This window comes from Novosphingobium guangzhouense (assembly GCF_002896965.1).
GTDB classification, from domain to species: Bacteria; Pseudomonadota; Alphaproteobacteria; order Sphingomonadales; family Sphingomonadaceae; genus Novosphingobium; species Novosphingobium guangzhouense.
Map to the genome: position 1 here is coordinate 55627 of NZ_LYMM01000029.1, position 24491 is coordinate 80117.

A 24491-nucleotide genomic window follows, 5' to 3' on the forward strand; every position below is an offset into this window, starting at 1 on the left:
GCAATTGGAACCATCAAGGCTTGGTGGTTCCTACATTTCATCCCCGCGCTGCGAGAATTGCCATCGGAGTGCCGAGCCGCTAGGCAATGGCGGGCATGGCCGATACTCCGAACGCTGACCCGTCGAACACTGCGGCCGATAGCGCCATCGGCCTTTCGCCCGCCAGTGCATGCGATACGCCATGCCCGGCGCGCCAGCAGACGATCGCGCTGGTGGACGATGACCGCAACATCCTGACCACGCTGTCGATCAGCCTCCACGCGGAAGGCTTCGCAACGCGCGTCTACGCCGACGGTGAGACTGCGCTGAAGGCACTTCAGGAAAATCCCCCCGACCTTGCGATCTTCGACGTGAAGATGCCGCGCATGGATGGTCTGGAACTGCTCAAGGCTTTGCGCGCGCAATCCCGCCTGCCGGTCATCTTCCTGACCTCCAAGGACGAGGAACCCGACGAGGCACTCGGCCTCGCGATGGGCGCGGACGATTATATCACCAAACCGTTCAGCCTGCGCCTGCTCGTGGCGCGGATCAGGGCGATCCTGCGGCGCAGCGAACTGGCCAAGGCCCCGCCCGAAGAGGTGCCGGGCGCTGAACTGCCAGAACCCGTGGTGCGCGGCCGGCTTTCGCTCGACCCTGCCCGCCACCAGGTCACTTGGGACGGCAAGCCGGTTTCGCTGACCGTTACCGAATTCCTGATCCTGGAAGCGATGGCCCTGCGCCCCGGCGTGGTCAAAAGCCGCAACCAGCTGATGGACGCGGCCTACAGCGACGATGTCTACGTCGATGACCGGACCATCGACAGCCACATCAAGCGCCTGCGCCGCAAGTTCCGCGCCGTCGATCCGGAATTCGGGGCGATCGACACGCTGTACGGCGCAGGCTATTCCTTCGCCGATGGCTAGGCGATCCCGTTCCCGTCGCCGGCGACACCCGGCGCGGCTTGCATTGTCATGGCGTGTTTCGCTGACCGCGCGCATCCTCGCGGTCAACTTCATCGCGCTTGGCCTGCTTGCCGGAAGCCTGTTCTACATCGACAGCTACCGCAACGAACTGCTGGCCGAGCGTTACCGCCTCGCCAAGTCCGAAGCCGAGATCACCGCCGACGCGCTGGCCGAAGAACCCGCTTCCGGCCGCCTCGCGCTCATCACCCGCATCGGCACCGAACAGGATCTGCGCCTGCGCCTGTTCGACGGCAACGGACAACTGGTGGGGGACAGTTTCGCGTTGGCGCCACCCTCCTATCGCCTGGCCGACCCCCGCGCCGAGCCTTGGTTGCAGGATGCAGCCCGCATGCTGGATCGCGCCATGGACTTCGTGCTGGGCGCGCCTGAAATTCCCGATTACCGCGATCCTGCCGAGAACACCGCGCGCGCCTGGCCCGAAGTCGGCGCCGCGCTGGTCGGCAAGGAGACATGGATCAGCCACAAGGCCGCGCCGGACCGGACGCCCGTGATCATCGCTGCAACACCCGTCGGCACCGACGGTTCGGCGCTGCTGGTGACACGCAATGCGCGGGACATCACCGAGAACGTGCGCATGGCACGCCAGACCCTGGCCATCATCGTTGGCGGTGCGCTCGGCGTTTCCATCCTGCTGTCGCTTTTTCTTGCACGCACTATCGTCGAACCACTGCGCAAACTGGTGCGCGCTGCCGTGCGCGTGCGCCTTGGCCGCGACCGTAGCGTCGTCGTCCCACGCCTCCCCGACCGCCGCGATGAAATCGGCCTGCTTGCCCGCGCGATCTCGGACATGAGCGGAGCATTGCGCCAGCGCATCGACGCAGTGGAAAGCTTCGCGGCCGATGTCGCTCACGAACTGAAGAACCCGCTCACCTCCTTGCGCAGCGCCCTGGAAACGCTCGACCGCGTCGACAAACCCGACTTGCGCCGCCAACTCCTCGCCATTGCGCAGGATGACGTGCGCCGGATCGACTTCCTCGTCACCGAAATCGCCGATGCAAGCCGCATTGACGCCCAGTTGAGCCGCACCACGTTTGAGCCCGTCGACATGGGGCGACTAGTCGCGGCTCTCGTTGCCGAGCGCGACCAGCGCGGCGTCAATGGCGCAAGTCGCGTGACCATCACGACCGAAGATGCCGACCTTACGGTGCCCGGCGATGCCCCCCGCCTTGAACGCGTACTGCAGAACCTCATCGACAACGCGGTTTCCTTCTCCCCATCGGGCGAGCCGATAGAAATCGCGATGTTTGTTGCGGAAAGCCGGGTGAAAATCGCCGTTTCGGACCATGGTCCGGGCATCCCCAAGGCGGCAAGGGAGCGCGTTTTCGAACGCTTCCACTCGCTCCGCCCCTCGCGCGAGGAGTTCGGCACGCACAGCGGGCTTGGGCTGGCCATTGCCCGTACCATCGTGGAAGCACACTTCGGCCGCCTGATCGCGACGGATCGCACCGATGGGCAGAACGGCGCGCGATTGCTCATATCCTTGCCCCGTTGGGAGGCAGAGGCATGACGCTGCCCGTCGCGCGCCAGTCAACGTGCGTGGAGATCGACGGACGGGCGGTTCTGATCGAAGGGCCTTCGGGTGCGGGCAAGTCCAGTCTGGCGCTGGCGCTGATCGATCGCGGCGCGGTGCTGATAGGTGACGATTCCGTGATGCTTGACAGGATCGACGGGCAATTGCTGGCCAGCCCGCATCCCCGAACACGCGGACTGCTGGAAGTGCGCAATCTGGGTCTGCTGCCGTTCGCGTGCTCGACCGCGAAACCCGTCGCACTCCTCCTTCTGCTCGATCCGGCGGCGCCGCGCTACATCGAAGAGGCCGAAGCGATCATGCTCGGGGGGATGCCGATCCCGCTGATCCGGCTTCATCCTGACGGCCTAGGCCTTGCGATAAAAGCGGAACTGGCGCTGCGGCATTACGGCCTGCAATGTAGATAACGCATTGGACCGGGACGTCACCGGCTTTTGGCCCCTTCCCTTTCAGGCGCGCAGGGCGCAGATAGCGGCAATGGGGAATCTAGTGGGAAATCCGCAGCGGTTGCTGCTGGTTACGGGCATGCTGGGCGCGGGCAAAACAACAGCCCTGCGCGTTCTGGAAGACCTTGGCTGGGAAATCGTCGACAACTTTCCCGTCCGCATGCTCGAAGCCTTGATCGACGGCGCGCCCGACGGCGATCCTACACCGCTTGCCATCGGTTTCGATTCGCGCACACGCGGGTTCGATCCCGGTCGCGTCATCGCGCAGGTAAAAAGCCTCAGCGAACGTCCCGATCTTGAGATCACCACCATGTTCCTGGACTGCTCCAGCACGGAGCTGGAACGCCGCTATAACGAGACGCGGCGTCGCCATGCCCTTGCCGCAGATGCACCCGTATCAACCGGCATACGCGCCGAGCGTGAACTCCTCGCCCCGCTGCGCCGCTGGGCGGATTTGCTGATCGACACGACCGAGTTCACCTCGAACGATCTGCAACAAGTGATTCGCGAGCGCTTTGCTGACAGTACCGCAGATGAAATGACGGTCTCCGTGTCCAGCTTCGGCTTCTCCCGCGGGATGCCCCCCGTCGCCGACCTGGTCTTCGACATGCGCTTTTTGAACAACCCGCACTGGGATGCCGAATTGCGCCCGCAGACCGGGCAAGACGCGCCGGTCGGCGATTACATCCGCAAGGATCCCGCGTGGGACGAAGCATTTGCCCGTATCCGCGACCTTATCCTGATGTTGCTTCCCCGCTACCGCGCCCAGGGTAAGGCGTATGTGCATATCGCATTCGGGTGTACCGGAGGGAAACATCGTTCCGTCTTCACCGCAGAACAGATCGCAGCGGTCTTGCGTCAATCAGGATTTTCGCCCACATTGCTGCACCGCAACCTGGCCTCACGGGCGGCGGATCTTCTCGAAGGGGGTCTGCAACGTGGGAAATAGAGATACCAACCGGGTGCGATTGCAGGAATTTCGGAGCGCACTCCCGGCATGATCGGCATGATTCTGGTTACTCACGGCAATCTCGCCGAGGAGTTCGTACACGCGATGGAACACGTCGTCGGCGATCAGGCCGATGTCGAGACCGTCTGTATCGGCCCCAACGATGACATGGAACGCCGCCGCTCGGAAATCGCGGACGCCATCGTCAAGGTCGATAGCGGCGAAGGCGTGATCATCCTGACCGACCTGTTCGGCGGCACGCCTTCCAATCTTGCGATCTCTCTCATGCAGGCAGGCAAGGTAGAAGTAATCGCCGGGATAAACCTGCCCATGCTGATCCGGCTCGCCAAGGCGCGCGGATGCATGCCGGTTCGCGAGGCGGTGGCCGCCGCACGCGATGCCGGCCGCAATTATATCACCATTGCCAGCGAATATCTGGGCCAGGACGCATGATCGACTGTCGCGATTCGGTGCTGATCGTCAACAAGCGCGGCCTCCACGCCCGCGCCAGTGCAAAGTTTGTTGGCCATGTCGCCGACTTGCCGGCCGCTGTTTCTGTCACCGTCAGCAAGGATGGCATGTCCGCAGCTGGGGGATCGATCCTCGGACTCATGATGCTGGGAGCCGCGAAGGGCGACACGATCGAGATCACCTGCTCGGGCGAAGGCGCCGATACCGCCCTGGCGGTGCTGGCCGGTCTGGTTCGCGGCGGCTTCGGCGAAGAGTGAGCATCCCGTATTCGCCGGGCGGTATCGAACGCCGCACCATCACCGGCTTTTCCAACCCGCTCGTCAAGTTCCTGCGCTCGCTCCGCGACAAGAAGCACCGCAAGCGCGAGAAGCGTTTTCTGGCCGAAGGCCTGCGCCTGCTTACCGATGCCCGTGAATGCGGCGTGCTGCCCGAAATGCTGGTCATGGCCATCGGCCGCGATCCGCATCCGTTGCTGGACGCATTGGAAACAGCCGTCTCGGCTGCAGGCGGCGATATCGTCGAGATGGACGTGGAAATCCTCGCCAAAGTCACCGGCAAGGACAATCCGCAGGCCGTCGCAGGCGTTTTTGCCGAATTCGACACCCGCCTCGCCAACCTTGACCGCGCAAGTTCGCCGATCTGGCTGGTGGCACAGGCGCTGCGCGATCCGGGCAATCTTGGCACGATGCTGCGCACCGGCGATGCCGTGGGCGCGGGCGGCCTCATCCTGATCGACGATTGCGCCGATCCGTTCTCGGTAGAAGCAGTGCGCGCCAGCATGGGCGCTATCTTCACCCAGAAGCTTGCCATTGCCCGTTGGGACGAGTTTCAGGAGTGGCTGCGCGGCGGAGACGGACAACTGGTCGCCGCATCACTGCGCGACCCCACCGATTACCGGCAGGCGCCTTACGCCGCGCCTTGTTTCCTGATGGTCGGCAACGAATCACAGGGGCTGCCGGCGAACTATGAAGAGGCCTGCGACCTGCGCGTAACCATCCCGATGCTGGGCCGCGCGGACAGCCTGAATGCGGCCGTCGCGGGGGCAGTTCTTGCCTATGAGGCACTGGCCCATCTGAAAAGTTCCTGAGGGCGCGCGTTCATCCCATCCTCACCTGTCCGGTATAAGACTTGGCGGGTGATGAAACGAACCGCCCTTCTCCTGATTGCGCCAGCTTTCCTGGCAGCGTGCTCGGACACCGGAGACGGGGCCCACATCGCCCGGCGCGGCCCGATAATAGAGCACTCGGCGCAAGGCCAATGGCGTTTCACAAGCATCGACGGTGATCGCCCGCTATCCACGGACGCACAGGTTTCCTTCGCGAAAGAATGGATTAGCGTGCAGGCAGGGTGCAGCCGACTGCAAGGGCCGTGGCGCATCGATGCGGAGAGGCTGGTTGCCGGACCGTTCGACCAGAGCGAAGCAGCATGCCCCAACGCGTCATGGCAACAAGGCAACGCCGTCAATGCGCTGTTGACTGCAACTCCGCTGGTCACGGTCGATGGCAAGCGCATGGTCCTGCGTTCAAGCGGACACGTTGCAGAACTGACGCGAACCGGCGCCTGATGCGCGACCCGCGCCGTTGCGCTTACTCTGCTGCTTCGGTCGATTCTTCGCTGCGATCCTCGATCTGCACGCCCATGTCTGCGTAGCGGGGCGCAGCTTCGACTGACGGCACTTCGTCGGAAATTTCACGCTTGCCGATCTTGATATGCTTTTCGCTGAGCCGACGTGCACGGCTCATGACATTGCCCTCATAAGTACGGGCGAAGTCATTGAAACTGTTGACTGCCCTGCCCATGTGCACGCCGACCTTCGACAGATCGTCCTGCGTTTTCGCCAGACTGTCGTAAAGATCCGCACCCAGCTTGCCGATCTCGCGCGCTTCGCGGGCAAGCCCTTCCTGCTGCCACACCTGCGCAATGGTACGCGCAATGGCAACAAGGTTGGTGGGGCTGGCCAGCAATACCTTGCGGTCAAAGGCAAAGTCCCACAGCCCCGAATCGTGATCGAGTGCAGCAGCGATGAAATGCTCGCCGGGAACAAACATGATTACGTAGTCCGGCGCATTCTCAAACTGGCTCTGGTAGCTTTTGGCGCCCAGCGTCTGAATGTGATTGCGCATCGAAGTTGCGTGCTGGGTCATGAAGGCGAGGCGTCCAGCCTCATCCTCAGCCTCGAAAGCATCCTGGTAGGCATTGAGCGAGACCTTGGCGTCAATCACCAGTTGCTTGTTGCCGGGAATGCGCACGATCGCATCGGGACGCAGGCGGCCATCTTCGGTGTTGATCGACTGCTCAGTCTCGAAATCGGTGTGTTCGGTCAACCCGCACTGTTCCAGCACGTTCTTGAGCTGCTGTTCGCCCCAGCGCCCCCGCGCTTTCGGGGCATTGCGCAGCGAATTGCCAAGTCGAACTGCCTCTGCACGGACCATCTCCTGCCCGACGCGCAGCGCTTCGATCTGGCCGGTCAACTGGCCGAACGCATCGACACGCTTGGCCTCAAGCGCGGCGACCTGCTCCTCATAACTCCTCAGGCGCTGCCCCACGGGTGTGAGGATCGAATTGAGGCGTTCAGCGCTGGCCTTTTCGCTCTGCTCGAAACGCTCTCCGGCGCGGCGCAAAAAGGCTTCCTGCGCGCCTGCCAGCACTTTGGCGCCCGCATTCTCGAATTCCTTGCGCAAGGCTTCCTGCGCTTCGAGCAGAAGGCGCTTCTGTTCATCGAAATTCGCGGACTTTTCACGCAGCGTCGAAAGTTCTTCGGAGAGGCTGCGCTGTTCGCGCAGGAGGCCATCGACGCGCGCCGAGTTGTCAGCGCGAACCTTGTCCAGTGCCTGCGTCAGTTCCGAACGGATACGCTCCACTGCGGCCGCACCATCATGGCGCAGGCGCTCGGTCAGGGTATCATGGTCAGTGCGCGCCCGATCAAGCGCCTGTTCCAGTGCGTCGGCGCGGCCAGCACGTTCGCGGGCGGCTTCAAGATCGGCAAAGGTGCGCAGATACTTGGCGTCGCCTTCGCGCACCTCCCGCTCCCGCAATTCGGCTTGCGCCCGCCATTGCGCGGCCGGGCGCGAACCGAAGAACCAGCCTGCTGCAAGGCCGATGACGAGGGCGAGAATCGTGGCGACGACAAGTTCCATCAGCCCAGACTAATGGAACATTTCAGGAACTCCAGCCCTCCGCGTCGATTTTCCACCGGGGCGCCGTGCGCCCCGGTAAAAATCAGGCCGCCTTGCGCAGTTTTTCCAGCTTTTTGAGCGCCATCTGGCGCTTCAGACGCGAGAGGTGGTCGATGAAGAGAATGCCTTCGAGGTGGTCCATCTCATGCTGGAGGCAGATAGCCAGAAGGCCATCCATCTCTTCTTCATGCGCGGTGCCATCGAGATCCTGCCAGCGCGCGCGGATGCGGGAGGGGCGTTCCACGTCGGCAAAGATATCCGGCACCGAGAGACAGCCTTCCTGATAGACGATATGGTCTTCGGAAGGATCAAGGATTTCCGGATTGATGAAAATCCGGGGTTCCTTCTTCGTCGGCTGATGCGTGTGATGATGATCACCGTGCGACGTGCAGACTTCCGGTTCGGCGTCCTCATCCTCGGGCTGGAGGTCGATCACGAGCACGCGCAGCGGCACGCCAACCTGGATCGCGGCGAGGCCAATGCCGGGAGCATCGTACATCGTTTCGAACATGTCCTCGACGAGCGTTTTCAGCTCATCGTCGAACTTTTCGACGGGAACGGAGATCTGCTTGAGACGCGGATCGGGAACTTCAAGGATTTCACGGATAGCCATTTGCGCCAGATAATCGCGAAACCGCGTTTTCGCAAGGATCAGGCGGCGATCTCAGTAATCGCTTCAGGCGACCGGACGTCGCGCGCGGATGGCCTGTGCCAGAGTGCCTTCGTCCAGGTAATCAAGTTCGCCTCCTACCGGCAGGCCATGGGCAAGTTGCGTCACCCGCACCGGAAAACCTTCAAGCCGCTCGGCAATGTAATGTGCGGTAGTCTGCCCTTCGAGCGTCGCGTTCATGGCGAGGAGCACTTCGTCGATACCACCTTCTTCGATGCGGCGCAGCAGGCTGTCGATCGCGAGGTCTTCGGGCCGCACCCCGTCCAGCGCGGAAAGGCGCCCGCCGAGCACATGGTAACGGCCGGTGAACAGCCGCGCCCGATCGAGTGCCCAGAGATCGGCGACTTCCTCCACCACGCAGATCGAGCGCGCATCGCGGCGCGGATCGGCACAGATACCGCAAGGATCGGTGGTGTCGACATTGCCGCAGATGCGGCATTCGACCAGCGCCTCGCGCACTGCGTCGAGCGCTTCGAGCAGCTGAACCAGCGCGGTTTCCCGGCGTTTGATCAGCCATAGAACGCCGCGCCGGGCCGAGCGCGGGCCAAGGCCCGGCAGGCGCGACAGGGCGGTGGTCAGCGTCTCGATCTCTTGCGATGCCATGGATGGGGAGATAGGGCCTCATCCCGTTCTTGGTAAAGCCCGCTCAGGAGTTCCCCACATCATGCGCATCATCTTCATGGGAACACCCGATTTCGCCGTCCCCGCCCTGGTCGCGCTGGTGGAGGCGGGGCACGAGGTCGTGGCCGCCTATACACAGCCTCCGCGCCCCGGTGGACGGCGCGGCAAGGAACTGACGCCCTCGCCCGTTCATCGCGAAGCTGAAACGCGCGGGATCGAGGTTCGCCATCCAGTTTCCCTCAAAGGCGCGGAAGAGCAGGCCGCCTTTGCAGCGCTTGAGGCGGATGTCGCCATCGTGGCGGCCTATGGCCTGATCCTGCCGCAAGCGGTGCTGGATGCGCCGCGCCTTGGGTGCCTCAACATCCATGCCTCGATCCTCCCGCGCTGGCGCGGCGCGGCACCGATCCAGCGCGCGATCCTTGCCGGAGACCCGACGACAGGAATCACCATCATGCAGATGGAGGCGGGCCTCGACACAGGGCCGATGCTGGCGACGCTGCGAACCACGATCGATGCCAAGACGGCAGGCGAACTGACTTCCGAACTGGCCGAAAAGGGCGCGCAACTATTGATCGGCACCTTGCGCGACCTTGCAGTCCATCGCCCGGTAGCCCAGCCCGAAGACGGGGTGACTTACGCCCGCAAGATCGACAAGGCCGAGGCGCGACTCGATTTCTTCGCCCCTGCAGCCGAGGTCGAACGACAGGTGCGTGCCTTCATGCCCGCGCCCGGCGCCTTCTTTGAACTGGAGGGCGAACGCTACAAGGTGCTGGCGGCACGGATCGTCGAGGGTATGGGAGAGGCAGCAACCACGCTTGACGACGGCCTGACGATAGCCTGTGGCGACGGGGCACTTGAGGTCACGCGCATCCAGCGCGCAGGCAAGCCGGCGATGGACGTCGCGGACCTGCTGCGCGGTCGGCCCATCCCTGCGGGAACCAGACTGGGCTGAGTTCAGGCCTTTTCCGGCATCCGGCGCTGTGGCGGTGCTTCGTCAGCCCATCGCGCGTGGCCTTCGCGCAAGGTGGCCGCCGTCTTCTCCCATCCGCTGACCGACTTGTCCCGAACCCGGATGTTGAACCGGTCAGTCTTGCGGAACTCGAGGACTTCCGCGCCGTCCGGTCCGGCCGTGTAAGCATAGGGCACTTCAGCGCCAACGAAGAAACCATCGCCCGCCTCCAGCGTCTCTTTCCCCATGCGGATCGATCCGGCGACGATGTAATAAAGGCAATCGCAGTCGTGGCTGTGAAGCGGCAGCGGAAAACCGCTCTTCACCCAGAGCCGTGCCAGGCTCATATCCGCGCGGCGGAAGGGGACGTCGGCATATTCCCCCCTCACCTGCATCGCCTCCATCAGCAATGGCTGGGCGGCGACAAGGTTGGGGGTTTCCCCTTCGTATGTCATGCAGTCACACGTTTCGAGCGCAGGCGCATCAGTGCCGCGGAATATCGCAAAGCGGGGCTCAGTATTGTCGGCCATGGCAGGCTCCTTTCCCAATCCGGGGATGGTGACACCGGACGCGAATGCCGCCAAGCCCATTGCGCGCCGGCGTCAGTCCTGTATCGGCGGGGCGAAATGACCCGTTTTGCGCTCACTCTCGAATTCGACGGCGGCCCGTTCATAGGACTGCAACGCCAGGCGCATGGCCCCTCTGTACAGCAGTCGGTCGAGGATGCCGCCTTTGCCATCACCGGCGAACGCGCCATCATGCATGCAGCCGGGCGTACCGATGCAGGCGTTCACGGTCTGGGCATGCGCGCCCATCTCGATATCGCAAAGCCGTTCGAACCGTTCCGCCTGATGGAAGCGCTCAACGCAAAATTGCGGCCCGATCCGGTGGCTGTACTGTCATGCGAAGTTGTGCCCGATGACTGGCACGCCCGTTTTTCCTGCGTCGGCCGTGCCTATATCTACCGCATCGCCAACCGCCGCGCGCCGCTGACGCTGGATCGCGGCAAGGCATGGCAAGTGACGAAGCCGCTGGATGCGGATGCGATGCATCGTGCCGCGCAGGCACTGGTCGGACGGCACGATTTCACGACATTCCGCTCTGCGCATTGCCAGTCGGCATCTCCGCTCAAGACGCTGGACCGGCTGGCCGTTCGGCGCGAAGGCGAGATGGTGCTGATCGAGGCGGAGGCGCGCAGCTTCCTGCATCATCAGGTGCGCTCGATGGTCGGCTGCCTTGCGCTTGTCGGAATGGGCCGCTGGCGCGAGGAAGAGGTCGGCGAGGCTCTGGCGGCGCGGGACCGCCAGAGGCTGGGCCTCAATGCGCCGCCGGACGGGCTGTACTTCGTGCGGGCGGTCTACCCCGGCGAGTAACAAAAAGGGCGCCTCCCTTGCAGAAGGCGCCCTTTTTTTGTGTGTCTGTCGCCCGACTTACGCCTTGGCGACGACGCTTTCCGGCAGATCCTGCCCGAAGACGCGCTGGTAGTATTCGGCCACCAGCATCCGCTCCGTCTCGTCGCACTTGTTGAGGAACGAGAGGCGGAAGGCAAAGCCGACGTCGTTGAAGATCGCGGTATTCTGCGCCCAGGTGATGACCGTGCGCGGGCTCATCACCGTGGAGATATCGCCGTTCATGAAACCCTGCCGCGAAAAATCCGCGACCTTTACCATGTTGGCGATCACCGATTTATCGATCTGCGGCACCTTCTTGGCGACGATGCCGGTTTCGGTTTCGGCGGGCAGGTAGTTCAGTGCCACGACCAGGTTCCAGCGGTCCATCTGGCCCTGGTTGATCTGCTGCGTGCCGTGATAGAGACCCGAGGTGTCCCCAAGGCCGACCGTGTTGGCAGTGGCGAAGAGGCGGAAATTGCGGTCCGGGCGGATCACGCGGTTCTGGTCCAGCAGGGTCAGCTTGCCCTCAGTCTCCAGGATGCGCTGGATCACGAACATCACGTCCGGGCGACCTGCGTCGTATTCGTCGAACACCAGCGCGACCGGGTGCTGCAGCGCCCAGGGCAGCAGACCTTCGCGGAATTCGGTGACCTGCATCCCGTTGCGCAGGACGATGGCATCGCGCCCGATCAGGTCGATACGGCTGATGTGCGCATCAAGGTTGATGCGGATGCACGGCCACTTGAGACGCGCCGCCACCTGTTCGATGTGGGTAGACTTGCCGGTGCCGTGATAGCCCTGCACCATGACGCGGCGGTTATAGGCAAAGCCCGCAAGGATCGCGAGCGTGGTGTCCGGGTCGAACACATACGTCTCGTCGAGGTCGGGCACACGTTCGTCAGCCACGGAGAAGGCCGGAACCTTCATGTCGATGTCGATCCCGAAAGTCTCGCGCACGTCGAGTTCGATGTCGGGAGCGGCCAGCACGGTGGCGTCGCGATTCTCGGTCTGGATCTTGGAGTCAGTCATCGTAGGGCATCGCGTAAAGGAGGCGGCGCTGCATCGCAATAAGCTTTGGGCGACTTCCTGCGCTCAACTCGCGCATTTGGGAGGGAGGCTGAACAGGTCGACAAAACGCTGGACCAGCATCGCGTCACCTTCGATACGCAGCGCAGCCACCTCTTCACGCGGCCATTTCCCGTAGAATACCGCAAGGAACGGGAAGCCCGATTCTGCCGCGAAGACCAGATCGGGCTGCGGATCGCCATCGCGTGCGGGATGGATCACAAGTTGCCCCCCTTCCAGCCGCCCGGTGAATTTCGCCGCCGCCACATCGAACCCGACCGTCAGCGCCATATCGCCCATCCGTTCGGGATGAATCATCGTGCGCAGCGACAGCATGAGCGACACCGGCGTAATCGGCAGCGTCGGGTCATGCAGTGTTGAGCGCACTGCCCAGCGCCCCAGTTCCTGCATCACCGGTTCCAGCGCCAGCCCCCATTGCGTGAGGCGATAAACCTGGACCGACGCAGGCGGAGGCAACGTTTCGCGCCGGACGATGCCGGTGCGTTCGAGGCTTTCCAGCCGCTCCGTCAGCGTCTTGGCGCTCAGTCCCGGCAGCTCGGCGCGGATTTCCGAGAAACGGCGCGGCCCCAGCATCATCTCGCGTATGATCGGCAGCGACCAGCGTTCGCCGATAAGTTCCATCGCGAATGCCGCGCCGCATGCATCGCCATACCAGCGCCCGTGTATTCGGGATTTGACCCCGTCCGTCGCGATTTCCGAACGCATAGTTTCATTTTGCAACTTCATAGTTGCTTTTAGTTACTACCGAGGTCAGGGTCAGGCAAGAGGCGATTCGCCGGGAGCGTCGCCCTCATAAGGAGAGAGCAGATGGCACGCATGATCTTCGTGAATCTCCCCGTCGCCGATCTTGATCGGTCCAAGGCGTTCTACTCTGCACTGGGCTTTACCAACGAACCGCGTTTCACGGATGACACTGCAGCCTGCATGGTGTGGTCCGACACGATTTTCGTGATGATCCTTACTCACGATAAATGGCGCACCTTCACCGACCGCCCCATTCCCGACACCGGGTCCAGCGAAGTGGCGCTGTGCCTTTCCTGCGAAAGCAAGGAAGAGGCTGCCGACATGAAGGTCAGGGCCGGTGGCGCGGGCGGAACGCCTGATATCAATCCGCCACAGGATTACGGCTTCATGGTGAGCCATTCGTTCACCGACCTCGATGGCCACGTCTGGGAAACGATGTGGATGGATCCTGCCGCTGCAGCGGGTGAAATGGAAATCCCGACGACCGCCTGAAACAACTGACAGAGAGGGAGAAGACGATGCCTATCGATCCGACCTCCGACATAGAGATCACGGCGTTCGAATGGGTGCCGTCATTCGCGCAGGGACAAGTGCGGGACTTGCGCCCGCGCTGGGCATGCGAAGAATACGGTCTGGCCTACAAGGTGCGCCTGATCAGCGCGATCGAGCGCCCCGAATGGTACTTCGCCGACCAGCCATGGGGGCAGGTTCCTTTCATGCAAGACGGCGACGTGCGCGTCTTCGAAAGCGGCGCCACTCTTATCCATCTTGCCGAGAAATCGGGCGCCCTTCCCCCTCCCGGATCGCAGCAGCGCGCCAGCGTGATGAGCTGGCTGCTGGCGGCGTTCAACTCGATCGAGCCTTCCGTGATGGAGTTCGTCAACTGCACGTTCTTCTCGCGCAAGGAGGAGTGGGCGCCGCTGCGTCGTCCTTCGTTGACCAGCACGTTGACTGACCGCCTTGCACGTCTGGAAGTGGCGCTGGACGACAGGCAGTGGCTGGGGGGCGAATTCTCGATCGCCGACATTGCGATGATCACCGTCCTGCGCGCACTTCCCGATCCGGCGCTGCTGCCTGCGGGATTGTCCGCCTACGTCGACCGGGGCTGCGCACGGCCTGCATTCGGTCTGGCACTGGCCGCCCAGCTAGCCCCTTTCGCCGAACATGACCCCAGGAGTACCGCCAAGCAAGGAGCCTGACATGACCTACGTAGACGGTTTCGTGATCGCCGTTCCCAAAGCGAACAAGGACAAGTTCATCGCTCATGCCCGAACGGGAGATGCCGTATTCATGGAGCACGGTGCAACCCGCATCCTCGAATGCTGGCAGGACGATGTGCCCGAAGGCAAGCAGACCGACTTCTTCCGCGCCGTCGCCTGCAAGGATGACGAAGCGGTCGTGTTCTCGTGGATCGAGTGGCCCGACAAGGAAACCCGCGAAAAGGGCATGGCTGCGGTGATGGACGGAATGAACACCGACCCGCGCATGGACCCTGAGAAGAACCCGATGCCCTTCGACGGCATGCGGATGATCTACGGCGGGTTCCAGCCCATCGTCACGCTGGAGGGTTGAGCGATGGGCAATCCTGTCGGCAGCTTCATCTGGTACGAACTGATGACCAGCGATTCCGATGCCGCAGCCGCGTTCTACGGCAGCGTGGTCGGCTGGAAAATCGGCGCCAACGTCATGCCTCAGGCGGGCATGGACTATCGCATGATCGAGCGCGTGGACGGAGGCGGCGCGGGTTGCGGCTATACCGGCGGCGTGTTCGCGCTTGACGACGAGATGATCGGTCAGGGTGCGAAGCCTGCATGGATGGGCTACGTCTACGTACCCGATGTGGACGCCAAGGTGGCCGAAATCATGGCCGAGGGCGGCTCTACCCATGTGCCTGCCACGACGATGGAGGGCGTTGGCCGCTTCGCGTTGGTCGCCGATCCACAGGGGGCTGCGTTCTACGTGATGACGCCAGAGCCCCCCGCCGATGATCCCGACGCCACCAGCGATGTGTTCAGCGTGGACAAGCCGCAGACGATGCGCTGGAACGAACTCGTCACCCCTGACGATGATGCGGCAGTGGCGTTCTATACAAAGCACTTCGGCTGGACCCAGCAGGGCGCGATGCCGATGGGGCCGCTTGGCGACTATCGCTTCATCCAGCTTGAGGGCGTGCAGATCGGCGCGATCATGAAGCAGGCGGATTTCATGCCGGTGCCCGGCTGGACATACTACATCGGCGTCGATGACATCGACCGCGCGCTGGCGGCGGTAAGGGAGGGCGGCGGCAGGCCGATGGGCGAACCGCAGCAGATCCCGACCGGCGAATATACCCTCCACGCCTTCGACCCGCAGGGCGCCTACTTCGGCCTTGTCGGACCGCGTCCATAACGGGGGCAAATAAGAGCACGGGCGGCGATTGACGCCGCCCGTTCGTTCCATCCATGTTCCGCGCACAGCAATGGAGGAATCGCGATGGCCGACTACACCTTCTACACCAACCCGATGTCGCGCGGACAGATCGCCCGCTGGGCACTGCACGAAGCCGGGGCGGACTACGAACAGGTTCTCGTCGACTGGAAGGACAAGCCCGCCGCATTCCTTGATGCCAACCCGATGGCCAAGGTTCCCACGCTGATCCACCACGCCGATGACGGCGACCGGGTCATAACCGAAGCCGCCGCGATCTGCCTCTACCTGGCGGAAATGCACCCCGAAGCGCACCTGCTGCCCAATGACGGAGAGATGGCGGAATACTACCGCTGGACCTTCTTCGCCTCCGGCCCGATCGAACAGGCGATTACCTCGCGCGCGCTCAAGTTCGAGCCGACGCCGCAGCAGGAAATGATGGCCGGCTGGGGCAGCTTCGATCGCACCCTTGCCGCGATCGAGGAAAAGCTGGCCGGGGATGACTGGGTTTGCGGCACCCGCTTTACCATGGCGGACGTCTATGTCGGCAGCGCCATCGACTGGGGCATGACGTTCGGCATCATCCCGCCGCTCCCCCCGCTCGTGGCCTATGCCGAGCGCTGTCAGGAACGCCCCGCCTACCGCGAAGCCAAGGGCATCGACGGCAGACTGATCGAGGAGATGAGGAAATGACCGAAACAAATCCGGCCTCGAAACCGGCGAAGAACCGCGTCTGCCTGTGGTATGACGGCACGGCGGAGGACGCCGCGAACTTCTACGCCGCCGTGTTCCCCGACACTCGCGTTACCTCCGTGCAGCGCGCCCCGGCTGACTATCCGGACGGACAGGCCGGCAATGTCCTCGTCGTCGAATTCACGGTGATGGGGATCGAATGCATCGGCCTCAACGGCGGCCCGCAGTTCCCTCAATCAGAGGCATTTTCCTTCCAGGTGGCTACCGACACGCAAGAGGAAACCGACCGTTACTGGGATGCCATCGTGGGCAACGACGGGGCTGAAAGCGCCTGCGGCTGGTGCAAGGACAAGTGGGGCCTCAATTGGCAGATCACCCCGCGCGCCCTTACCGATGCCATGGCCAGCCCTGATCGCGCCGCTGCAAAGCGCGCGATGGAAGCGATGATGACGATGCACAAGATCGACATCGCGCAGATCGAGCAGGCGGTGAAAGGCTGATGCTGGCGCTTTATGGACACCCCTTTTCCTCCTACACCTGGAAAGCGCAGATCGCACTGCTGGGATCGGGGCTGGAACACGAATTGCGCATCGTCGACGGCGATCACCCCGATCACGGAAAGATCGTCGCCATGGCCGGGCCGCAGGGCAAGTTTCCGGTGTTGCAGGATGGCGGAAACCTGATCTTCGAGGCGACCTCGATCATCGAATACCTGCAACTGCACCATGTCGAACCCGACGTTCTGCTACCGTCCGATGCCGATGCTGCGATCGGCGTCAGGATGCTCGATCGGGTGTTCGACAACTACGTCATGAGCAACATGCAGGACGTCGTGAACGAATACATTCGCGATGCGCAAAACCCGGATATGGGCCGCATCTCCGAAGCGCGCGAGCGGCTGGAGCGCAGCTACGCCTGGCTTGAAGGGTGGCTGCAGTATTACCCGTCGCAAGGGCAGGTCACGCTGATCGAATGCGCCGCCGCGCCTTCGCTGTTCTATGCCGACTGGGTCCATCCCATCGCCGAGACCTTCCCGCGCCTGCGCGATTGGCGCGCCCATCTGCTGGCTCTGCCGCCGGTCAGCGCCTGTATCGAAGCCGCGCGCCCGTACCGCGCATTCTTCCCGCTCGGCGCACCGGACCGGGATTGAAGAGGAGATCGGAAATGAGCACCGAACTGTCCGTCACCCGCTACATCGCCGCGCCGCCCGCCAAAGTGTGGGACGTCATGGCCAACCGCCAGAATGAATGGTGGTGCCCTACGCCATGGCGCGCCGAAGTGGACGAGCAGGACCGACGCCCCGGCGGCATCTGCCGGATGACCATGTACGGCCCGGACGGCGAAGTCATGCCGCAAAACGGCATATACCTCGCCTACGACGAAGGCCGCCGCTTCGCTTCCACCGATGCGGTGGTGGACGATCTCCAGCCCAACGGCCCATTCATGATCGGCATATGGGAAATCGCTCCCGAAGGCGAAGGCACCCGCTATACCGCCACGGCCCGCCACTGGAGCGCGGAAACCTGCAAGCAGCACGAGGAAATGGGCTTCACCGACGGATGGAGCGCCTGCGCGGATCAGTTGGCAGCGATCTGCGAAGAAGAAGCATGACCCCGCCTACCCGGCCTACCCGAAAGCCGCAGCGTTCTTCAGCAGCTGGTACGCCTCCACTACGCCCTGCAAACGCTCGGCGTAGCTGTGGTCGCCGCCATTGTGATCGGGGTGATACTGGCGCAGCAGTCGCGTATAGCGAAAACGCAGGGTCTTGCGATCGATGTCGCCGTCCAGCCCCAGCGTTTCCAGCGCGCGCCTTTCGTTCGGCGTGAAGCGCGCGTTCTCGGGCTTGAGATCGGCCTTGCGGCGTTTCACATGCGCCCTTGCGCGCGCCTGTATCGCTTCCAGCGGATCGGAAAAGTTGGCCCAGTTCGGCGCATTGTCCACACCCGCATCAGGCCGGAACGCGCGCGTCTGCGTTTCCCAGCCATAGAGCGGCGACTGGGCGCGCATGATCTCTTCGGCCTCCATGCCTTCGAAGTAGTCGTACCCCGAATTGAATTCGCGCACGTGTTCCAGGCAGAACCAGCGGTAATCGCCCGGCCCGTCGAAACCCGAAGCGCGGCCACCCGGCGCGCGGAATTCGCCCGCCTCCCTGCAGCCCGGTCGGGAGCACTCGCGCCCGGCGGATTCGTAGCGTCCATGAAATCTATGCTGTCTCACCGGCTTCCAGATGGGGCATCGATCGCCTAAATGGAACCCCATGTCCGGACCACTCGAACAGGAAATGCGGCAGCTGCTGACCGCCGCCTTCGCCCCCACGTCGCTTGACGTGGTCAACGATTCCGCCACGCATCGCGGCCATACCGGCGATGACGGCAGCGGCGAATCGCACTTCACGATCTTTATCGAAAGCCCGCAGTTCGCCGGGGTTTCGCGGCTCCAGCGCCAGCGACTGGTCAATGCGGCGCTGGGCGACATTCCCGGCAACCGCGTCCACGCCGTCGCGATCAAGGCCAGCGCGCCGGGCGAATAAGCTGCAACGGGCAACCGGGAGCGCCGTTTTACCGCCGCTCATTTCATCGCGCCCGCCCTTTTCATCCCGGTTGCCCTTTGTTCCTTGCGCGACTAAGGCGCGCACCATGCCGACACCTTTGACTTTCGCCGTGCCCAAGGGCCGAATCCTCGACGAAGCGCTGCCCCTGATGGCGCGCGCCGGTGTGATTCCCGAGGCGGAATTCCATGACAAGAAGTCGCGCGCGCTCTCGTTCGCCTGCGAAAACAGCGACATGCGCCTTATCCGGGTGCGCGCTTTCGACGTTGCCACTTTTGTTGCGCACGGCGCTGCGCAAGTCGGCATCGTCGGTTCGGACGTGGTGGAGGAATTCGCCTATTCGGACCTCTACGCCCCGGTTGACCTCGACATCGGCCACTGCCGCCTGTCCGTTGCGGAAAAGGTGGGCGAAACGGGCGGCGCGCTGCCGTCGCACTTGCGCATCGCCAGCAAGTACCCGAACCTGACCCGCCGCCATTTCGAAAAGCTGGGCGTGCAGGCCGAAGTCGTGAAGCTGAACGGTGCAATGGAACTGGCGCCCTCGCTCGGCCTGTCCAGCCGGATCGTCGACCTTGTCTCCACCGGCCGCACGCTGAAGGAGAACGGTCTTGTCGAAACGAGCCGCATCCTCGACATTTCCGCGCGCCTGATCGTCAACCGCGCCGCGCTCAAGACGGACGAGCGCGTTGCCGCGCTGGTCGAGGCTTTCCGCGCGCTGGTGGCCGAGAAGGAAGCCGCCTGATGCTGCGCCTATCCGCCAAGGACGCAGGTTTCGCCGAAGCATTCGCGCGCGTCGTGTCCGACCGTCGCGAAAGCGCGGTGGACGTGGCGGCTGACGTTGCCGCGATCATCGGCGACGTGCGAAAGCGCGGTGATGCGGCGCTGGCTGACCTTACCGCGAAATTCGACGGCCATGACCTCGACCAGACCGGCTGGAGCGTCGATGCCGCGACCTGCAAGGCCGCCTTCGACGCGCTCGCCCCCGATCTGCGTTCTGCGCTGGAACTTGCAGCGGAGCGCATCCGCGCCTATCACGCCGCGCAGCTGCCGGAAAACCGCGACTATACCGACGATGCCGGGGTTCGTCTAGGCGCTACGTGGAACGCGGTGGACGCGGCCGGGCTCTACGTTCCCGGCGGGCGCGCGGCCTACCCGTCGTCGCTGCTGATGAACGCCATTCCCGCCAAGGTTGCGGGCGTGGAACGTCTTGTCGTCGTCACTCCGACGCCCAAGGGCGAAGTCAACCCACTGGTACTCGCCGCCGCGCACCTTGCCGGCGTGGATGAGATCTGGCGCGTGGGCGGTGCCCATGCCGTGGGCGCGCTCGCCTATGGCACTGACCGGATCGCGCCTGTCGATGTGGTAACCGGCCCCGGCAATGCCTGGGTGGCCGAAGCCAAGCGCCAGCTCTACGGCGTCGTCGGGATCGACATGGTGGCAGGCCCCAGCGAAATCCTCGTCATCGCGGACGCAAGGAACGAACCTCGCCGGATCGCCGCCGACCTGCTCAGCCAGGCCGAGCATGACCCGACCTCGCAGTCGATCCTCATCACCGACGATGCCGCTTATGCGGATGCGGTGGCCGAGGCGGTCGAAATCGAACTCGCCGCGCTGGCGACGGAAAAGACCGCTCGCGAAAGCTGGAGCGTCAACGGCGTCATCATCGACGTCACCAGCTTCGACGAAGCGCCCGCGCTGGCCAACGCCCTTGCCGCCGAACACGTGGAGATCGCCACCGACGATCCCGAAAGCCTGATGCGCCGCATCCGCCATGCAGGCTCGGTGTTCCTTGGCCGCATGACGCCCGAAGCGGTCGGCGATTATGTCGCCGGGCCGAACCACGTCCTGCCCACCGGGCGGCGGGCGCGGTTCTCCTCGGGTCTGTCGGTCCTTGATTTCATGAAGCGCACCAGCTTCATCCAGCTAGATTCCGCGGCGCTGGAGGCCATCGGCCCCGCCGCCGTTGCCCTTGCGCAAGCGGAAGGGCTTCCCGCGCACGCGCGCTCCATTTCCGTAAGGCTGAACTCATGAGCAATCCCAAGCAGAAGCGCGCCGCTGCGCGCCTCGCCGCCGTCCAGGCGCTGTACCAGTTCGACATGGAGGGTACGCCGATGGCCTCCCTGCTCGACGAATTCCACCGCCATCGCCTTGGCATGGAAATCGACGAGGCGCAGTTCGCCGACGCCGAAGTCGCGTTCTTCGACGATGTCGTGAAGGGCACCATCGCCCGCCGCGACGAGATCGACGAACTGCTCGCCTCCAAGCTGACCGAAGGCTGGTCGCTCGGCCGTCTGGACAAGACCATGCTGCAGATCATGCGCGCGGGCGCCTACGAACTGATGGCGCGGGCCGACATTCCCACCGGCGCTGCAATCAGCGAATATCTCGACGTGTGCCACGCCTTCTTCGACCCGCGTGAGGCGAAGTTCCTCAACGGTGTGCTCGATTCGGTGGCAAAGTCGGTCCGCTAAGGGCAAGCTGTCCGGATGACCGGCGAGCACGCCTTCATCCACGCTCTGCGCGCCATCGCCACCGACCCCGCCGCGCGGCGGCTGGCGGACGATGCCGCAGTGCTGCGCATCGGCGGCGAAGCGCTGGTGCTGACCATGGATACCGTGGTCGAAAGCGTCCACTACCTGCCTGACGACCCGCCGCAGGACGTGGCGTGGAAGCTGGTGGCGGTGAACGTCTCGGACCTTTCGGCCAAGGGCGCCACGCCTGTCGGGTGCCTCTATTCGCATGCGCTGGGCGATGCGGCATGGGACGCCGCGTTCCTTGCGGGACTGGATGTCGCCTGCCGCCGCTTCGCCATCCCTCTGCTGGGCGGAGACACCGTGCGCATGCCGGAAGGCGCGCCGCGCAGCTTTTCGCTGACCGCGCTGGGCACAGGACAGCAAGGGTGCCCGGTCCCGTCGCGGACCGCAGCGCAAGCAGGTGACCGGGTGTGGGTGAGCGGCACCATCGGCGACGCCGGGTTGGGCCTTCGCGCCGCGCTTGGCACGATAGGGGGCAATGAGGGCGACACCGCCGCGCTTGTCGCCCGATACCGGCGCCCCATACCCGAACCGCGCCTTGGCGTTGCGCTGGCGCCTTTGGTCCATGCAATGATGGACGTGTCCGACGGCCTGCTGGTCGATGCATCACGCATGGCCGAAGCCAGCGGCGTTTGCATCGCTCTGGATATCGGCACGGTGCCGCTGTCCTCCGCGCTTGTCACCCTCGTCGGCGAAGACCGCGAAGCCCGGCTTGATGCGATGACGGCGGGCGACGACTACGAACTGCTGTTCACCGCCCCGCCCGAACACACTGCCCGCATCATCGAAGCCGCCGCCACGCTTGACCGGCAAGTGACCGCGATCGGAACGGTTGAAGGCGGCTCCGGCCTTTCGCTTACCCAAGAGGCCGCCGCGGTGCCCCTGCCCGAACGGCTCGGCTACCAGCACTGACGTCAGTGCGGACCACGGGGAAGATCGCGCATCCTCTCCATACCGGCCCATATCCTTGCTTGCCACCATTCCGCCTTGTCTATAGCCCTGTTCGCCGCGAGCGGGAAAACCCGTCGCGTACATATTGGGAAGGGGACGTCTTCGTGGATTCAGTCACGATTTCCATAGTCCTGGGACTTCTGGCCATAGTCTATGGCTTTATCACCAGTCGCCAGGTGCTGAGTTCTCCCGCAGGTTCGGAAAAGATGCAGGAGATCGCCGCCGCCATTCAGGAAGGGGCGCAGGCCTACCTCAAAAGGCAATATTCCACCATCGCCGTCGTCGGCGTCGTCGTTGCGGCGATCCTGGCGTTCACGCTGGGTGCCGTTTCGGCCACCGGCTTCGTGATCGGCGCGATCCTGTCGGGCGTTGCCGGATTCATCGGGATGAACATTTCGGTGCGATCCAACGTGCGCACCGCCGCCGCCGCGCAGAAGGGGCTGCAGGACGGGCTGACGCTGGCCTTCCGCGCCGGGGCGATCACCGGCATGCTGGTGGCGGGCCTTGCCCTCCTCGCGATCGCGGTGTTCTACTGGTATCTCACCGGCCCCGGAGGGCACACGGTAGGCGGCGATGACCGCACCGTGGTGGAGGCGCTCACCGCCCTCGCCTTTGGCGCGTCGCTGATCTCGATCTTCGCGCGTCTGGGCGGCGGCATCTTCACCAAGGCGGCCGACGTCGGCGCCGACCTCGTCGGCAAGGTGGAGGCCGGCATTCCCGAGGACGATCCCCGCAACCCCGCCGTCATCGCCGACAACGTGGGCGACAACGTGGGAGACTGCGCCGGCATGGCCGCCGACCTTTTCGAAACTTACGTGGTCACCGTGGGCGCAACCATGGTGCTGACCGCGCTCCTTCTGAAAGGCGCGGACAACCTTGGCGCGATGATGGCCCTGCCGCTGCTGATCGGCGGGGTGTGCATCGTCACTTCGATCATCGGCACCTACTTCGTGCGGCTGGGCGGATCGAAGAACATCATGGGGGCCATGTACAAGGGCTTCCTGGTAACGGCCGTGCTCTCCGTCCCGGCGATCTGGTGGGCGATTTCCCACGCGCTGGGAGACATGAACACGCCCGTGGCCGATGGCGACTTCACCGGCCGCACGCTGTTCTGGTGCGCGCTCGTGGGGCTTGTCATCACCGGGCTGATCATCTGGATCACCGAATACTACACCGGCACCGGATATCGCCCGGTCCGCTCCATCGCCAAGGCATCGGTCACCGGCCACGGCACCAACGTCATCCAGGGGCTTGCCATCAGCCTTGAGGCGACCGCGCTGCCCACCATCGTGATCGTCGCCGGGATCATCGTCGCCTACCAGCTCGCAGGGCTGCTGGGCATCGCCTATGCGGCCACCGCGATGCTGGCGCTGGCGGGCATGGTCGTCGCGCTCGACGCTTATGGGCCCGTCACCGACAATGCCGGGGGCATCGCCGAAATGGCCGGGCTTGACGATGCAGTTCGCGAAAAAACCGACGCGCTCGATGCCGTGGGCAATACGACCAAGGCCGTGACGAAGGGCTACGCGATCGGTTCGGCGGGCCTTGCCGCGCTGGTGCTGTTCGCCGCTTACACCACCGACCTCAGGGAGTTCTTCCCGCTGCTGCAGGTCGATTTCAGTCTTGAAAACCCCTACGTCATCGTCGGCCTGCTGCTGGGCGCACTCTTGCCCTACCTGTTCGGCGCGATGGGCATGACGGCGGTGGGTCGCGCGGCCGGCGACGTGGTGGTCGATGTGCGCGAACAGTTCCGGGAAAAGCCCGGCATCATGACGTATGCCGACAAGCCCGACTATGCGCGCACAGTAGACCTCGTCACCAAGGCGGCGATCAAGGAGATGATCGTGCCCTCGCTGCTCCCGGTGCTTGCGCCGATCGCAGTCTATTATGTGATCGGCTGGGTCGCGGGGCCGGAAAACGGCTTTGCGGCGCTGGGCGCGCTGTTGCTGGGCGTGATTGTGGGCGGGCTCTTCGTGGCGCTGTCGATGACATCGGGCGGCGGCGCGTGGGACAATGCCAAGAAGTTCATCGAAGACGGCAACCACGGCGGCAAGGGATCGGAAGCGCACAAGGCTGCGGTCACGGGCGACACCGTGGGCGATCCCTACAAGGATACCGCAGGCCCGGCCGTGAACCCGATGATCAAGATCACCAATATCGTCGCCCTGCTGCTGCTGGCAGCGATGGCGGCAGGATAAGAGCATAGAATAGGAACTCAGGGCGCCGCGCCGGAAATGCCCGGCGCGGTGCCCGCCCGTCTCAGCGCTTGCCGTTAGCGATTCCTTGATTTCTGCGCATTAGTCGGAACAACGAACACGAAACGTTCCGGCAACAGGAAATCACTGCACGTGGCTGGCGAGGCGCAT

At 63.9% G+C, this 24491-nt stretch carries 31 protein-coding genes; 24 read left to right on the forward strand and 7 right to left on the reverse strand.

Annotated elements, in window-relative coordinates; genetic code table 11:
• Window positions 1-95: 95 nt before the first annotated feature.
• From A8V01_RS09505 to A8V01_RS09540, 8 genes are all read left to right on the forward strand, one after another.
• A complete protein-coding gene (locus tag A8V01_RS09505) occupies window positions 96-902 on the forward strand; it encodes a response regulator transcription factor (RefSeq protein ID WP_245892400.1) in 807 nt (268 codons plus the stop codon).
• Window positions 895-2469: a sensor histidine kinase gene (locus A8V01_RS09510; RefSeq protein ID WP_103095613.1), complete on the forward strand. Its 1575-nt coding sequence runs from the start codon at window positions 895-897 to the stop codon at window positions 2467-2469. Before A8V01_RS09505 ends, A8V01_RS09510 begins: the two co-directional genes overlap by 8 nt.
• Window positions 2466-2897 carry an HPr kinase/phosphorylase gene (locus A8V01_RS09515; protein ID WP_103095614.1) on the forward strand — a complete coding sequence of 144 codons (432 nt, stop codon included), beginning with the start codon at window positions 2466-2468 and terminating at the stop codon, window positions 2895-2897. The genes A8V01_RS09510 and A8V01_RS09515 overlap by 4 nt, the downstream gene beginning before the upstream one ends.
• Window positions 2898-2967: 70 nt before the next feature.
• Window positions 2968-3885 (forward strand): RNase adapter RapZ, encoded by a 918-nt coding sequence (gene rapZ / locus A8V01_RS09520; protein ID WP_103095615.1) that lies wholly within the window; start codon window positions 2968-2970, stop codon window positions 3883-3885.
• Between the two features lie 48 nt (window positions 3886-3933).
• Window positions 3934-4338 carry a PTS sugar transporter subunit IIA gene (locus A8V01_RS09525; RefSeq protein ID WP_103095616.1) on the forward strand — a complete coding sequence of 135 codons (405 nt, stop codon included), beginning with the start codon at window positions 3934-3936 and terminating at the stop codon, window positions 4336-4338.
• On the forward strand, window positions 4335-4613 hold the full coding sequence (locus tag A8V01_RS09530; RefSeq protein WP_103095617.1) for an HPr family phosphocarrier protein: 279 nt from the start codon (window positions 4335-4337) through the stop codon (window positions 4611-4613). Before A8V01_RS09525 ends, A8V01_RS09530 begins: the two co-directional genes overlap by 4 nt.
• Window positions 4610-5443 (forward strand): TrmH family RNA methyltransferase, encoded by an 834-nt coding sequence (locus A8V01_RS09535; protein ID WP_245892401.1) that lies wholly within the window; start codon window positions 4610-4612, stop codon window positions 5441-5443. Before A8V01_RS09530 ends, A8V01_RS09535 begins: the two co-directional genes overlap by 4 nt.
• A 51-nt stretch (window positions 5444-5494) precedes the next feature.
• On the forward strand, window positions 5495-5920 hold the full coding sequence (locus tag A8V01_RS09540; protein ID WP_103095618.1) for an META domain-containing protein: 426 nt from the start codon (window positions 5495-5497) through the stop codon (window positions 5918-5920).
• A gap of 22 nt (window positions 5921-5942) precedes the next feature.
• Here the strand turns inward: A8V01_RS09540 and A8V01_RS09545 are convergent, their stop codons facing one another.
• The 3 genes from A8V01_RS09545 to recR all read right to left on the reverse strand — a co-directional run bounded on the left by A8V01_RS09545 (window position 5943) and on the right by recR (window position 8805).
• A complete protein-coding gene (locus tag A8V01_RS09545; protein ID WP_103095619.1) occupies window positions 5943-7493 on the reverse strand; it encodes a DNA recombination protein RmuC in 1551 nt (516 codons plus the stop codon).
• Between the two features lie 82 nt (window positions 7494-7575).
• Window positions 7576-8145: a peptide deformylase gene (gene def, locus A8V01_RS09550; protein WP_103095620.1), complete on the reverse strand. Its 570-nt coding sequence runs from the start codon at window positions 8143-8145 to the stop codon at window positions 7576-7578.
• Window positions 8146-8208: 63 nt separating this feature from the next.
• Complete coding sequence (gene recR / locus A8V01_RS09555; RefSeq protein ID WP_103095621.1) at window positions 8209-8805, reverse strand: recombination mediator RecR; 597 nt, start codon at window positions 8803-8805, stop codon at window positions 8209-8211.
• A 61-nt stretch (window positions 8806-8866) separates the two neighbouring features.
• On the opposite strand from recR, the gene fmt reads away from it, so the two are divergent.
• Window positions 8867-9775 (forward strand): methionyl-tRNA formyltransferase, encoded by a 909-nt coding sequence (fmt, locus tag A8V01_RS09560; RefSeq protein WP_103095622.1) that lies wholly within the window; start codon window positions 8867-8869, stop codon window positions 9773-9775.
• A gap of 2 nt (window positions 9776-9777) precedes the next feature.
• Here the strand turns inward: fmt and A8V01_RS09565 are convergent, their stop codons facing one another.
• Complete coding sequence (locus A8V01_RS09565) at window positions 9778-10302, reverse strand: cupin domain-containing protein (protein WP_103095801.1); 525 nt, start codon at window positions 10300-10302, stop codon at window positions 9778-9780.
• Between the two features lie 96 nt (window positions 10303-10398).
• On the opposite strand from A8V01_RS09565, the gene truA reads away from it, so the two are divergent.
• Window positions 10399-11145, forward strand: coding sequence for a tRNA pseudouridine(38-40) synthase TruA (gene truA, locus A8V01_RS09570; protein WP_103095623.1), 747 nt, complete (start codon window positions 10399-10401; stop codon window positions 11143-11145).
• A gap of 57 nt (window positions 11146-11202) precedes the next feature.
• Here the strand turns inward: truA and cobS are convergent, their stop codons facing one another.
• A complete protein-coding gene (gene cobS, locus A8V01_RS09575) occupies window positions 11203-12192 on the reverse strand; it encodes a cobaltochelatase subunit CobS (RefSeq protein ID WP_103095624.1) in 990 nt (329 codons plus the stop codon).
• A 63-nt stretch (window positions 12193-12255) separates the two neighbouring features.
• On the reverse strand, window positions 12256-12954 hold the full coding sequence (locus tag A8V01_RS09580; protein WP_103095802.1) for a winged helix-turn-helix transcriptional regulator: 699 nt from the start codon (window positions 12952-12954) through the stop codon (window positions 12256-12258).
• 102 nt (window positions 12955-13056) lie between these two features.
• Here A8V01_RS09580 and A8V01_RS09585 point away from each other — a divergent pair, with 102 nt between their 5' ends.
• From A8V01_RS09585 to A8V01_RS09620, 8 genes are all read left to right on the forward strand, one after another.
• Window positions 13057-13485 carry a VOC family protein gene (locus tag A8V01_RS09585; protein WP_103095625.1) on the forward strand — a complete coding sequence of 143 codons (429 nt, stop codon included), beginning with the start codon at window positions 13057-13059 and terminating at the stop codon, window positions 13483-13485.
• A gap of 26 nt (window positions 13486-13511) precedes the next feature.
• On the forward strand, window positions 13512-14192 hold the full coding sequence (locus A8V01_RS09590; RefSeq protein ID WP_103095626.1) for a glutathione S-transferase family protein: 681 nt from the start codon (window positions 13512-13514) through the stop codon (window positions 14190-14192).
• Between the two features lies 1 nt (window position 14193).
• The gene (locus A8V01_RS09595; protein WP_103095627.1) at window positions 14194-14565 is read left to right on the forward strand and encodes a DUF1428 domain-containing protein; all 372 of its coding nucleotides are present in this window, start codon (window positions 14194-14196) and stop codon (window positions 14563-14565) included.
• 3 nt (window positions 14566-14568) lie between these two features.
• Window positions 14569-15381 carry a VOC family protein gene (locus tag A8V01_RS09600; protein WP_103095628.1) on the forward strand — a complete coding sequence of 271 codons (813 nt, stop codon included), beginning with the start codon at window positions 14569-14571 and terminating at the stop codon, window positions 15379-15381.
• Window positions 15382-15465: 84 nt separating this feature from the next.
• Window positions 15466-16092: a glutathione S-transferase family protein gene (locus A8V01_RS09605; RefSeq protein WP_103095629.1), complete on the forward strand. Its 627-nt coding sequence runs from the start codon at window positions 15466-15468 to the stop codon at window positions 16090-16092.
• On the forward strand, window positions 16089-16592 hold the full coding sequence (locus A8V01_RS09610) for a VOC family protein (RefSeq protein WP_103095630.1): 504 nt from the start codon (window positions 16089-16091) through the stop codon (window positions 16590-16592). Before A8V01_RS09605 ends, A8V01_RS09610 begins: the two co-directional genes overlap by 4 nt.
• Window positions 16592-17242 carry a glutathione S-transferase family protein gene (locus A8V01_RS09615; protein WP_211294993.1) on the forward strand — a complete coding sequence of 217 codons (651 nt, stop codon included), beginning with the start codon at window positions 16592-16594 and terminating at the stop codon, window positions 17240-17242. Before A8V01_RS09610 ends, A8V01_RS09615 begins: the two co-directional genes overlap by 1 nt.
• Window positions 17243-17256: 14 nt before the next feature.
• Window positions 17257-17703 carry an SRPBCC family protein gene (locus tag A8V01_RS09620; RefSeq protein ID WP_103095632.1) on the forward strand — a complete coding sequence of 149 codons (447 nt, stop codon included), beginning with the start codon at window positions 17257-17259 and terminating at the stop codon, window positions 17701-17703.
• Between the two features lie 15 nt (window positions 17704-17718).
• Here the strand turns inward: A8V01_RS09620 and A8V01_RS09625 are convergent, their stop codons facing one another.
• Window positions 17719-18309 (reverse strand): J domain-containing protein, encoded by a 591-nt coding sequence (locus tag A8V01_RS09625; RefSeq protein ID WP_170065884.1) that lies wholly within the window; start codon window positions 18307-18309, stop codon window positions 17719-17721.
• A 40-nt stretch (window positions 18310-18349) separates the two neighbouring features.
• Here A8V01_RS09625 and A8V01_RS09630 point away from each other — a divergent pair, with 40 nt between their 5' ends.
• From A8V01_RS09630 to A8V01_RS09655, 6 genes are all read left to right on the forward strand, one after another.
• Entirely contained in the window at window positions 18350-18622 is a 273-nt protein-coding gene (locus tag A8V01_RS09630) for a BolA family protein (RefSeq protein WP_103095633.1), read from the forward strand.
• Window positions 18623-18728: 106 nt separating this feature from the next.
• On the forward strand, window positions 18729-19382 hold the full coding sequence (hisG, locus tag A8V01_RS09635) for an ATP phosphoribosyltransferase (RefSeq protein WP_103095634.1): 654 nt from the start codon (window positions 18729-18731) through the stop codon (window positions 19380-19382).
• The gene (gene hisD, locus A8V01_RS09640) at window positions 19382-20671 is read left to right on the forward strand and encodes a histidinol dehydrogenase (RefSeq protein ID WP_103095635.1); all 1290 of its coding nucleotides are present in this window, start codon (window positions 19382-19384) and stop codon (window positions 20669-20671) included. The genes hisG and hisD overlap by 1 nt, the downstream gene beginning before the upstream one ends.
• On the forward strand, window positions 20668-21111 hold the full coding sequence (nusB, locus tag A8V01_RS09645; RefSeq protein ID WP_103095636.1) for a transcription antitermination factor NusB: 444 nt from the start codon (window positions 20668-20670) through the stop codon (window positions 21109-21111). Before hisD ends, nusB begins: the two co-directional genes overlap by 4 nt.
• Window positions 21112-21126: 15 nt before the next feature.
• On the forward strand, window positions 21127-22086 hold the full coding sequence (thiL, locus tag A8V01_RS09650) for a thiamine-phosphate kinase (protein ID WP_103095637.1): 960 nt from the start codon (window positions 21127-21129) through the stop codon (window positions 22084-22086).
• 143 nt (window positions 22087-22229) lie between these two features.
• Window positions 22230-24323, forward strand: coding sequence for a sodium-translocating pyrophosphatase (locus A8V01_RS09655; RefSeq protein WP_103095638.1), 2094 nt, complete (start codon window positions 22230-22232; stop codon window positions 24321-24323).
• Window positions 24324-24491: the final 168 nt, after the last annotated feature.

Bases quoted from the DNA above. Each gene is read 5' to 3' on its own strand.
- A8V01_RS09525 (WP_103095616.1), top strand. From the start codon at position 3,934: ATGATCGGCATGATTCTGGTTACTCACGGCAATCTCGCCGAGGAGTTC.
- fmt (WP_103095622.1), top strand. From the start codon at position 8,867: ATGCGCATCATCTTCATGGGAACACCCGATTTCGCCGTCCCCGCCCTG.
- A8V01_RS09615 (WP_211294993.1), top strand. From the start codon at position 16,592: ATGCTGGCGCTTTATGGACACCCCTTTTCCTCCTACACCTGGAAAGCG.
- A8V01_RS09590 (WP_103095626.1), top strand. From the start codon at position 13,512: ATGCCTATCGATCCGACCTCCGACATAGAGATCACGGCGTTCGAATGG.
- A8V01_RS09600 (WP_103095628.1), top strand. From the start codon at position 14,569: ATGGGCAATCCTGTCGGCAGCTTCATCTGGTACGAACTGATGACCAGC.
- A8V01_RS09505 (WP_245892400.1), top strand. From the start codon at position 96: ATGGCCGATACTCCGAACGCTGACCCGTCGAACACTGCGGCCGATAGC.
- A8V01_RS09610 (WP_103095630.1), top strand. From the start codon at position 16,089: ATGACCGAAACAAATCCGGCCTCGAAACCGGCGAAGAACCGCGTCTGC.
- A8V01_RS09605 (WP_103095629.1), top strand. From the start codon at position 15,466: ATGGCCGACTACACCTTCTACACCAACCCGATGTCGCGCGGACAGATC.
- recR (WP_103095621.1), bottom strand. From the start codon at position 8,805: ATGGCATCGCAAGAGATCGAGACGCTGACCACCGCCCTGTCGCGCCTG.
- A8V01_RS09515 (WP_103095614.1), top strand. From the start codon at position 2,466: ATGACGCTGCCCGTCGCGCGCCAGTCAACGTGCGTGGAGATCGACGGA.
- truA (WP_103095623.1), top strand. From the start codon at position 10,399: ATGACCCGTTTTGCGCTCACTCTCGAATTCGACGGCGGCCCGTTCATA.
- A8V01_RS09585 (WP_103095625.1), top strand. From the start codon at position 13,057: ATGGCACGCATGATCTTCGTGAATCTCCCCGTCGCCGATCTTGATCGG.
- cobS (WP_103095624.1), bottom strand. From the start codon at position 12,192: ATGACTGACTCCAAGATCCAGACCGAGAATCGCGACGCCACCGTGCTG.
- rapZ (WP_103095615.1), top strand. From the start codon at position 2,968: ATGGGGAATCTAGTGGGAAATCCGCAGCGGTTGCTGCTGGTTACGGGC.
- hisD (WP_103095635.1), top strand. From the start codon at position 19,382: ATGCTGCGCCTATCCGCCAAGGACGCAGGTTTCGCCGAAGCATTCGCG.
- A8V01_RS09630 (WP_103095633.1), top strand. From the start codon at position 18,350: ATGTCCGGACCACTCGAACAGGAAATGCGGCAGCTGCTGACCGCCGCC.
- A8V01_RS09620 (WP_103095632.1), top strand. From the start codon at position 17,257: ATGAGCACCGAACTGTCCGTCACCCGCTACATCGCCGCGCCGCCCGCC.
- A8V01_RS09580 (WP_103095802.1), bottom strand. From the start codon at position 12,954: ATGCGTTCGGAAATCGCGACGGACGGGGTCAAATCCCGAATACACGGG.
- A8V01_RS09540 (WP_103095618.1), top strand. From the start codon at position 5,495: ATGAAACGAACCGCCCTTCTCCTGATTGCGCCAGCTTTCCTGGCAGCG.
- hisG (WP_103095634.1), top strand. From the start codon at position 18,729: ATGCCGACACCTTTGACTTTCGCCGTGCCCAAGGGCCGAATCCTCGAC.
- thiL (WP_103095637.1), top strand. From the start codon at position 21,127: ATGACCGGCGAGCACGCCTTCATCCACGCTCTGCGCGCCATCGCCACC.
- A8V01_RS09510 (WP_103095613.1), top strand. From the start codon at position 895: ATGGCTAGGCGATCCCGTTCCCGTCGCCGGCGACACCCGGCGCGGCTT.
- A8V01_RS09565 (WP_103095801.1), bottom strand. From the start codon at position 10,302: ATGGCCGACAATACTGAGCCCCGCTTTGCGATATTCCGCGGCACTGAT.
- A8V01_RS09595 (WP_103095627.1), top strand. From the start codon at position 14,194: ATGACCTACGTAGACGGTTTCGTGATCGCCGTTCCCAAAGCGAACAAG.
- def (WP_103095620.1), bottom strand. From the start codon at position 8,145: ATGGCTATCCGTGAAATCCTTGAAGTTCCCGATCCGCGTCTCAAGCAG.
- nusB (WP_103095636.1), top strand. From the start codon at position 20,668: ATGAGCAATCCCAAGCAGAAGCGCGCCGCTGCGCGCCTCGCCGCCGTC.
- A8V01_RS09530 (WP_103095617.1), top strand. From the start codon at position 4,335: ATGATCGACTGTCGCGATTCGGTGCTGATCGTCAACAAGCGCGGCCTC.
- A8V01_RS09545 (WP_103095619.1), bottom strand. From the start codon at position 7,493: ATGGAACTTGTCGTCGCCACGATTCTCGCCCTCGTCATCGGCCTTGCA.